The sequence below is a fragment of the Microcoleus sp. C2D2 genome, assembly GCF_036702495.1.
Lineage (GTDB): Bacteria > Cyanobacteriota > Cyanobacteriia > Cyanobacteriales > Microcoleaceae > Microcoleus.
This window is the reverse complement of the sequence record NZ_JAUBTO010000105.1, coordinates 20,648-29,335: the sequence shown is the minus strand read 5'-3', so window position 1 is coordinate 29,335 and position 8,688 is coordinate 20,648. Positions and strand designations below refer to the sequence as shown.

Sequence of the window (8,688 nt, the reverse complement as noted above, 5' to 3'; positions counted from 1 at the left end):
ATTAGTCATTAGTCATTAGTCATTAGTCATTAGTCATTAGTCATTAGTCATTAGTCATTAGTCATTAGTCATTACTTTTGTTGCTAGAGAACTAAGCAAAGGGTAAGGTGCTTAGGGCGTAGCTTACATATAGAGGTTGAAGGGACTCCTAAATCTCAACTCCATCCAATTCTAAGGGGAAAATTACAGTGAAGGAAGAGCCAACTCCTACTTCAGAAACTAATTCGATTTTACCTTGCAAGAGGTTGACTAATCGAGCGACAATTGCTAGGCCTAAGCCGGTACTGTCAGGCATCAAAGAGCCCAGGGAGTTGTCTGCCCGAAAAAATGGCATAAAAATCCGATCGCAGTCTTCTGAAGCAATGCCAATCCCTGTATCCGTGATGCAGATACTCCAATGTTTGTCTGACAATAATTCGGTTTTTATGGTAATAGTACCAGCTTGGGTGTAGCGAATGGCGTTGCTGACCAAGTTGGTGACAATTTGCTGCAAGCGCAAGTAATCTGTCATAACTCGATCGAGAACCGGATCGCACTCAACGGCGATCTCTAAATTTTTGGCGTTAGCCAAAGGCTCGATTATTTCGACAACAGTGCCGATTGCCGATCGCACATTTGTCGCAGTTAGCTGCAATTGTATGCGTCCCGCGTCGTACCGCGAGATTTCGAGAGTATCGTTAATTAATCTAAGTAAGCGTCTGCCGTTGCTGAGAACTTTATCAATATGTGCCAAATTGGGAACAGGATCTTTAAGTTGAGAATTGTTTCTTTGGCGCAAAAACAATTCTGAGTAACCAATAATAGAGGTGAGAGGAGTTTTCAATTCGTGAGCTAAGTGAGATAGATTCTCTTGACTGGCGCGAAGTAAGCGAGTCAGCTCTTGATTTGTAAGTTGCAATTGGTTTTGCAACTCCTGTAGTTCTTGAAATCTTCCCTGGGTATAGGTTTTGAAACAGTCAGCAATTGCTTCGTCGAGGGCAGAGTCAATTAAGCGGTAAGCTCGGTTCACTTCAGCGGCTGAGCCTTTTAGCAATTCTGGCTCTAAAGCATCGAAAATTACCCTCCGCAGCAAGCGGTATTCCCGCGCAATTTCTTGGGCATCGTAGCCTTGTTGTGCCCTGACAGTCCCGTGGTCTAAACTTTCTTGTATTACTGTCCGAATGTCGCTGTCTTCCGATCCGGACAGCATAGTTACGATCGCTTGCAGTACGATAGGAAGGCTGTCGCGCACGGAATCGTAGGTGAGTTGCTTGGCGGTTTCGATTTGCTCGTCGCCGCGAACAGCTTCGATCCAGTTTTGGGTAATTATGTCAATTTTATCTTGTAGAGCTTGGCTAAAATCAATCATGGCTCTTATATATACGTCAAGTGAGCGATCAAATTTTATATCTCTAGGTTAGTTTAATAATTAACTTTTTGAATTTTCTCTAAACTTTTGAGCTTAGCCGATCGCCAATAGCTACTCCTAAAGACCTATTGACAAAATTGAACACTCGTGCTAGCTTAAGTAAAATTGGCTTAAAAAGTCAAGCCTAATCAAGCGTCGCGCTATCAGACCAAGCGTGTGGCTGGAGCGGAGGAACCAATTTTCGGGGCGAATCTCTACAGAATTAAAAAGCAAAGTTAAAAATTGCCAAATTTGAGTGTAATTTTGGATTTTGAAATCTCAGGAGAAGGACATCTCTCAGTCCTAGCCCGTCAGCTAACTTCGCAGGCATTGAGAAGAGACTGAAAAGCCAAATTTCTGAAAAAGATTGTTTGGCTTCGTCAGTGTCTCAGGTTGGTATTGTTCAAGATTATTGTACCTGCCCTGACTCTGAAGGAGATTGAAATGTTCGTACAGCTTAATTTATCTGCGATCGCACTTGCAGGAGTTGCAGCGTGGAAGCGTGTAAAACCCGTTGTCATCCGAGATGCTGTTTTGTTACCTGCTGCGGGTTTTTTGGGAATTCTTGGCTTGTGGTGGATTGTTGCCAGCTTCAACAGCGATTTGATTCCCACTCCGTATCAGGCGTTAATAGCTAATTTAGATTACATATTCCATCCATTTTATCAGCGCGGGCCAGGAGATTTAGGCATTGGCTGGCTGCTGCTAGCGAGTTTGCGCCGGGTGTTGGTGGGATTTTTCCTGGGTGCAGCAGTGGCGATTCCCGTGGGATTTCTCATCGGGATGTCGAAACCGGCAATGATGGCGCTCAATCCGCTGATTCAAATCTTCAAACCGGTGTCGCCGCTGGCTTGGCTGCCGATAGCTCTATCGATTTTTAATTTAGCAGAGCCGTCGGCAATTTTTGTCATATTCATCACGTCTTTGTGGCCGACAATTATCAACACAGCATTGGGAGTTTCTAGCGTTTCCCAGGATTATCTGGATGTGGCGCGAGTGTTGGAAATGCCGCGCTGGAGGCGGATTACCAAGATAATTTGGCCTGCGAGTTTGCCATACATTTTTACAGGTTTGCGGATTAGTTTGGGGATTGCTTGGCTGGTGATTGTGGCGGTGGAAATGCTGACAGGCGGTGTGGGAATTGGCTTTTTTGTCTGGGATGAGTGGAGCCGTTTGAATCTGAGCTCGGTATTTTTAGCGGTGTTTGTAATTGGCATAACTGGATTGTTGCTCGACGCTGCTGTTGACAAAGTTCAGGAATTGGTAACGCATAGATCGATCCAGAGTCATTAGTCATTAGTTATCAGTCATCAGTCATTAGTCATTAGTCATTAGTCATTAGTCATTAGTCATTAGTCATTAGTCATTAGCTAAAAGCTCAGGGCTTTTGATGAGGGATATTTAGCGATTAGCGATCGAGAATTAAATATGAGTGACAAGTTTTCCAATGAATGGAACCGCCGAGAGTTTTTGCAAGGAATGGGAGCGGCGGCGGCGGGAATGGCTTTATCTGGTTGTGCAATTAGCGCGGACCGATCGGCAAAAGGGCTCACAGAAGAAGCCTCAGCCGTAAAGCCGATCGTCGATTTCCGAACCTTAGAAAAACCAAATTTAACCGTAGGATACGTGCCGGTTAACGATTGTGCACCATTTGCGATCGCCTGGAAAAAAGGCTTTTTCCGCAAATACGGTTTAAACGTCCAACTCAACCGCGAAGCAAGCTGGGCAACCTCCCGCGACGGCGTCATCTTCGGCCGCCTCGACGCCTCCCCAGTCGTATCCGGCGCCGTCACAAACGCCCGAATTGGCGCCGAAGGAGCGCGGCACGCACCCCTGTGCGCGGCAATGACAATTCACCGCCACGGCAACGCCATGACGATGAACAAAGCTATGTGGGATTTCGGTTTACGCCCGTGGCACGAATACAACGGCAATTTGGAAGAATTTGGCAAACAATTTCGAGCCTTTTTTGACCGTCAGCCAGCGGAAAACAGGGTTTGGGCAGTGGTTCTGAGTTCTGCGATTTACGAATACTTTGTCCGCTACATATCGGCGGCTGCCGGTGTCGATCCGTTCAAAGAATTTCGGGTAATTATTGTGCCGCCGCCGCAGATGGTAACCAACATCAGGATTGGTGCCACGCAGGCTTACATGGTGGCCGAACCTTGGAATACGCGGGCAATTCAAGGCAATTTGGGAGTGGGTTTTACCTTCGTGCAAGGCAAGGAAGTTTGGCTGGGACATCCCGATCGCCTTTTGGGAGTAATGCAATCATTCATTGAGGAAAATCCGAAGACTTATTACTCGCTGGTTAAAGCAATGGTGGAAGCTTGTCAGTATTGCAGCAAGCCGGAAAATCGCAGTGAAATATCGGCGCTGCTGACTGAGCGATCGTTTACGGGGGCAAAACCGAAAAAAGGGGCGATCGACAAATTTACGCGACCCGCAATAGTTGGCGACTACAACTATGGAGGGTTTGACGGAAAAGACCGCACCATACAATCGGAAGATGCAACTATTTTCTATGACATTCCTAATAATTTGCCTCAAATACCGGGCAATCATTCAACATTTATGTGGCAGTCTCAGAGTCTGTGGTTGATGACTCAAGCCGCTCGCTGGGGACAGATTAAAGAACTGCCAAAAAATGCTGAGGAATTAGCTAAAAAAGCTTGGAGAACCGACCTTTACCGCAAGATTGTTGGCGAAATGGGGATCGATTGTCCCCAGGAGGATTACCAAGTGGAACCTGCGGAAGTTTTCATTGATAAAAAGGCATTCGATCCTAGCGATCTCGTGGGTTATTTGAATAGTTTTGAAATTCGAGCCAACCGCCCTCAGTCTTTTTTTCAGTCTTAATTTCTACATTCCTGAACGCAGAACCTCTGCGAGGGGGCGCACCTTACCGCTTGCGCAACCGTTCGGAAATCAAATTAACACTTTACTACTTTTTAGGAGAATACCGTGACTCAATACTTTTCTACTTCTATCGAAGCCAGCAACCAAGTCAAGAAGCAGCCTGAATTTTTGGAAATCAACAATTTGTTCAAGTCGTATAAAAATGCGGACGGTAGCGAATTTAGCGTTTTGGACAATATCAATTTAAGTATTGGAGAAAACGAATATATTTCGGTAATCGGTCACTCGGGTTGCGGCAAATCAACGCTGCTAAAAATAGTGGCAGGTTTGGAAAAACAGAGCGACGGAATAGTGACACTGGAAGGAAAAGAAATTCGCAAACCGGGAGCCGATCGCATGATGATATTTCAGCACTACGGATTGCTGCCTTGGCTGACGGTGCGGGAAAATATTCGGCTGGCAGTTGATGAAGTTTTGCAAACTCTTAGCCGCGCGGACAAGATTAGTCTTGTCAACGAACACCTAGCAATGGTAAACTTAACAGCAGCAGCCGATAAATATCCAGACGAAATTTCAGGAGGCATGAAACAGCGGGTTGGGATTGCGCGAGCTTTGGCGATTAGACCGAAAATGTTATTAATGGACGAACCGTTTGGAGCGCTGGATGCTCTGACTCGCGGCAAGTTGCAGAAACAGGTGCTGGATATCTGGGAAAATCGCAGGCAAGCTGCAATGATGATTACTCACGATGTGGATGAAGCTATATATATGTCCGATCGCATTGTGCTGATGACAAACGGCCCGGCTGCGACGATAGGCGAAATTTTGTCAGTGCCGTTTGCGCACCCGCGCGATCGCCAGGAGTTGCGGGAATCTCAGGATTATTACGAACTGCGCAACTATGCTTTGAATTTTCTCGATCGCTACTTTACCCAAGACGAATAACGCCCGACGGACAGACAAAACAATTCACTTAAGAGAGGTCAAGCCTGTGAATCTCAAAACAATGTTAGCGCGTTTTGAAAGTGCATTGGGATACCAAAACTTAGCAGAAGAAATGGTGTTGCTGCCAGAGCCACAAGTGGAAAGTGCTAAGAAATCAAAAGCTACAAAACAGGCAAAAAGTATCAATTTTATTGTCGGTTACAACAGTTCTCCCAAAAGTCAAACAGCTCTGGACATTACCCTTTGGATTGCGCATCAAACTCGTTTAGTAACAACTCAAGAAGTCACAGTTCAAGTCGTCTACGTAATCGACGACGAAGCGCCCAAAAGTTACGGCGAAGATACTTGCAAATTTGCTGTGGCAAATGCCTTGGCTGCCAAGCCGAAAGTGTCGGAGTTAGAGGAAACATTCGCCCTTAATTGTGCAGCGCCTGCGATCGCTTTACCTCCCACAGAAATCTCATCAGTATCCCAGCGAAAAAATTGGAGCGATCCGCATTATTTCCGAGCAATTTTTGGTCAAAATAATGAGTATGAGGTAGCTGATAGGTTGCTGTGGCAAGCGCGCTGTTTGGCTGAGGAATGGCGCGGTTTATTCAAAGCTCATTTGCGCATCGGGCGGGTTGCTACAGAACTGAGAAATGTGGTGGAATTAGAATCTGCAAATTTACTGTTCTTGGGCTGCGATTCGCGCAACCACTCGCTGGTTAGGGAACTAGGAAATAATTTTCCCTGCTGCGTACTCGGGATTCCTGCGGCACTCAGCTATCACATGGATGTTCACCCTGAAGAAAGTGCGAGCAAGTTGCAGTTGGCTACAGCTATGTCTGCAAATTAAACTTGTGGAGCACTTACGCAAAACTTCTATATGTAAGGTGCTTGTGGCGCACCCTACCGCTATAAAGTCGCGCGCCAAACCTTTTTTTGCCTTAGTGCTAAGTCGATGAAAAATTAAAAAGTGTTTCCTCGCTCGAAGTCCCAATTACGAAACTATTAGGACTTTTTTTCATTGTTGAGATTTAAAAATAACAGTCAAGGAAATTATCCGCACTTACCTGATCGTAGACAATTCGTTAACTAATTTGATCTTTCCCCGGCACACAGAGCGCAGCAGCCTATCGATCGAGCGTTTGTCTTCCTCACTCAAAGTTTCGTCAAAAATAGCAGCCATCAAACCGTAGCGATCGGCTAGAGTAATGTAGCCATTATGATTCACTTCGGCAAACAGCTCGCCCAAAGCAGATGGAATCAGGTTGACAGGACTTTGCATAGTAATTGACTCTCTCACTCGAAGATCGCGCGATCGGGCGTTTTGCGGTAACCAAGGCCGATCGCACTCTCAGATTTTAGCGTGCGATCGCCTTAAAAGCTGTGACCGTAAACAGCAAAAAAGTGTGATAGTTAACAGCAAATTTTGTGAACGCAATCACATTTAATATGTACGAATTATGCTATACTTTGCGGTTTGGGTTTTAGCCAAGACAGAGCAGCTGCCAACTTAAATTTTTCTAAAGATTATAAATCGGCACTTCCTCCACAGGTTCAGCTAGCTCAAACTTAAACACCCGGGAATAGAAATAGAATTCGCCGTCAAGAGTTCTTTTGATATTTTCAGCGCGGCGAAAACCGTGCTGTTCCCCTTCATAAGCAACATAAGCAACCGGCAAACCTTTAGCTTTCAATATCTCTACCATCATTTCCGCTTGATTGGGCGGAACCACTTTATCTTCTAATCCTTGAAAAAAGATAACGGGACAAGATAAACGTTCGGCGGAATGAATGGGCGAACGATCTACATACAAATCTTTTCTTTCAGGATAAGGCCCGATTAATCCATCCAGATAGCGCGCTTCAAATTTGTGAGTATCCGTTGCCAAAGCTTCCAAATCGCTAACTCCATAATAGCTCGCACCGGCCTTAAACACATCGCGGAAAGTAAGAGCGCACAGAGTGGTGTACCCCCCTGCACTGCCTCCAGCGATCGCCATTCTTTCGCCATCAACTAAACCTTTTTGAGCTAAATATTTAGCACCGTTAGCGCAGTCGTCAACATCGACAATTCCCCAACTATCTTGCAGTCTTTTTCTGTATTCTCGGCCGTAACCAGTGCTGCCGCCGTAATTAACATCGAGTACGGCAAAACCGCGACTCGTCCAATATTGAATTTTCAAATTCATGCTGCTAGAAGTAGCAGCAGTTGGGCCGCCGTGACTTTTGACAACAAGCGGCAGTTTTTCACCCGCAGGTGCTGCGAAATCTTGATTTTTCGGGGGATAGAAAAAACCGAAAGCAGTCAAATTGTTTTCCGTGGGAAACTCGATAGGTTCCGGTACAGAAAGATAACCCGGATTGATGCTTAAATTGCTCGATTTTCGCAAGATTCCTAGTTGACTTGTTGCTATATTCAGTTGTACAATAGCAGTAGATTCAGTCGGCGAACCTGCCAAAAAAACAACTATTTGTCCCTGCGCTTTGACCGAGGAAATATCAGTATAAGGCGTCTCAATTGTTGTCAAATGCTTTGTCGTTAAATCGAGACTAGCTAAATACCACTTGCCTTGCTGAGTGTAGGTGCAAATAATTGTGCTTTCCGAGACAACGGCATAAGTAGACATTCCAAAAACCCACTGGGGGAGTCCGAATTCAGCCGCCATTTCGGACAAGCTGGTTTCTATCTCTGCTTCCGCCCTTACCAAGGGGGGATTGAGGGGGGTTCTAGATTGCCAGCGGTAGAAATTCCACCAGTTAGACTTGTCAGAAACAAAATACAAAACTCCATCGGGCGACCATTCCGGTTGAAAAATCGACTCATCAACCCCGCCAGCAACTAAGTATTTTTCACCTAAAGAACCGTCAGCCTTAATTTGGGCCACCCACAATTCTGTGCCATCCCACGGCATATTTGGATGGTTCCAACAAATCCAGGAAAGTAGAGAACCGTCTGGACTTAAACGAGGGGAAGCATAAAAGTCATTACCCTGAGTTAAGATTTGAATATCTTCGCCGTTATCTAAATTAATGCTAACAAGAGTATTGACACATTCTCCCTCACCTGCATGGTCTTCGCGCACGCAAATCAGGCGATTTCTCTGCTTGTCAACGATCGCATCTGCATAGCGAGAATTAGCAGCAGGTGTCAGAGGTTGGGGTTGAGAATCTAATGCTTGAGAGTAAATACGTTGGTCGGCAAAATGAGAAAAATAGACCACACCGCCAGCAACTGCAAAGGAAGCGCCGCCGTATTCGTGAACGCGAGTGCGAACATTAAAAGGATGCGGTGTCACGTCGTTGATTGTACCGTCAGGAGTGCGCCGCACGAGGACGCTTCTTCCCGCTTCCGAAGGCCTTCCCTCAACCCAGTAAATATCATCGCCGTCAATGGCAATTTGTCCGAGTCCGACAGTTCCAGAAACAATTAAATCGGACGAAATAGGTGATTTCCAAGAGCCGTAAGGTGATACTGTGGTCATATAGAATACTCAATGATTTGTGAATGA

The 8,688-nt window shown here is 45.7% G+C and carries 7 protein-coding genes and 1 riboswitch; of the genes, 4 read left to right on the top strand and 3 right to left on the bottom strand.

The window, feature by feature from the left end; genetic code table 11:
- Nucleotides 1-148: 148 nt before the first annotated feature.
- The gene (locus QUB61_RS26925; RefSeq protein ID WP_333122540.1) at nt 149-1,348 is read right to left on the bottom strand and encodes a sensor histidine kinase; all 1,200 of its coding nucleotides are present in this window, start codon (nt 1,346-1,348) and stop codon (nt 149-151) included.
- Between the two features lie 171 nt (nt 1,349-1,519).
- Nucleotides 1,520-1,732: riboswitch (cyclic di-AMP (ydaO/yuaA leader) on the top strand.
- A 99-nt stretch (nt 1,733-1,831) separates the two neighbouring features.
- Between QUB61_RS26925 and ntrB the strand changes: the two genes are divergently transcribed.
- The 4 genes from ntrB to QUB61_RS26905 all read left to right on the top strand — a co-directional run bounded on the left by ntrB (nt 1,832) and on the right by QUB61_RS26905 (nt 6,029).
- Nucleotides 1,832-2,680 (top strand): nitrate ABC transporter permease, encoded by an 849-nt coding sequence (gene ntrB / locus QUB61_RS26920; protein WP_333122543.1) that lies wholly within the window; start codon nt 1,832-1,834, stop codon nt 2,678-2,680.
- Nucleotides 2,681-2,815: 135 nt separating this feature from the next.
- Nucleotides 2,816-4,246 carry an ABC transporter substrate-binding protein gene (locus QUB61_RS26915; protein ID WP_333122546.1) on the top strand — a complete coding sequence of 477 codons (1,431 nt, stop codon included), beginning with the start codon at nt 2,816-2,818 and terminating at the stop codon, nt 4,244-4,246.
- 105 nt (nt 4,247-4,351) lie between these two features.
- A complete protein-coding gene (locus tag QUB61_RS26910; protein WP_333122549.1) occupies nt 4,352-5,191 on the top strand; it encodes a nitrate ABC transporter ATP-binding protein in 840 nt (279 codons plus the stop codon).
- Between the two features lie 46 nt (nt 5,192-5,237).
- Complete coding sequence (locus tag QUB61_RS26905) at nt 5,238-6,029, top strand: universal stress protein (RefSeq protein WP_333122550.1); 792 nt, start codon at nt 5,238-5,240, stop codon at nt 6,027-6,029.
- A gap of 213 nt (nt 6,030-6,242) precedes the next feature.
- Here QUB61_RS26905 and QUB61_RS26900 read toward each other — a convergent pair whose 3' ends face one another.
- Together QUB61_RS26900 and QUB61_RS26895 are read right to left on the bottom strand one after the other, a co-directional pair.
- Nucleotides 6,243-6,461: a hypothetical protein gene (locus QUB61_RS26900; RefSeq protein WP_333122552.1), complete on the bottom strand. Its 219-nt coding sequence runs from the start codon at nt 6,459-6,461 to the stop codon at nt 6,243-6,245.
- 238 nt (nt 6,462-6,699) lie between these two features.
- Nucleotides 6,700-8,661: a S9 family peptidase gene (locus QUB61_RS26895; RefSeq protein ID WP_333122555.1), complete on the bottom strand. Its 1,962-nt coding sequence runs from the start codon at nt 8,659-8,661 to the stop codon at nt 6,700-6,702.
- Nucleotides 8,662-8,688: the final 27 nt, after the last annotated feature.

Bases quoted from the DNA above. Each gene is read 5' to 3' on its own strand.
- QUB61_RS26925 (WP_333122540.1), bottom strand. From the start codon at position 1,348: ATGATTGATTTTAGCCAAGCTCTACAAGATAAAATTGACATAATTACC.
- ntrB (WP_333122543.1), top strand. From the start codon at position 1,832: ATGTTCGTACAGCTTAATTTATCTGCGATCGCACTTGCAGGAGTTGCA.
- QUB61_RS26915 (WP_333122546.1), top strand. From the start codon at position 2,816: ATGAGTGACAAGTTTTCCAATGAATGGAACCGCCGAGAGTTTTTGCAA.
- QUB61_RS26900 (WP_333122552.1), bottom strand. From the start codon at position 6,461: ATGCAAAGTCCTGTCAACCTGATTCCATCTGCTTTGGGCGAGCTGTTT.
- QUB61_RS26895 (WP_333122555.1), bottom strand. From the start codon at position 8,661: ATGACCACAGTATCACCTTACGGCTCTTGGAAATCACCTATTTCGTCC.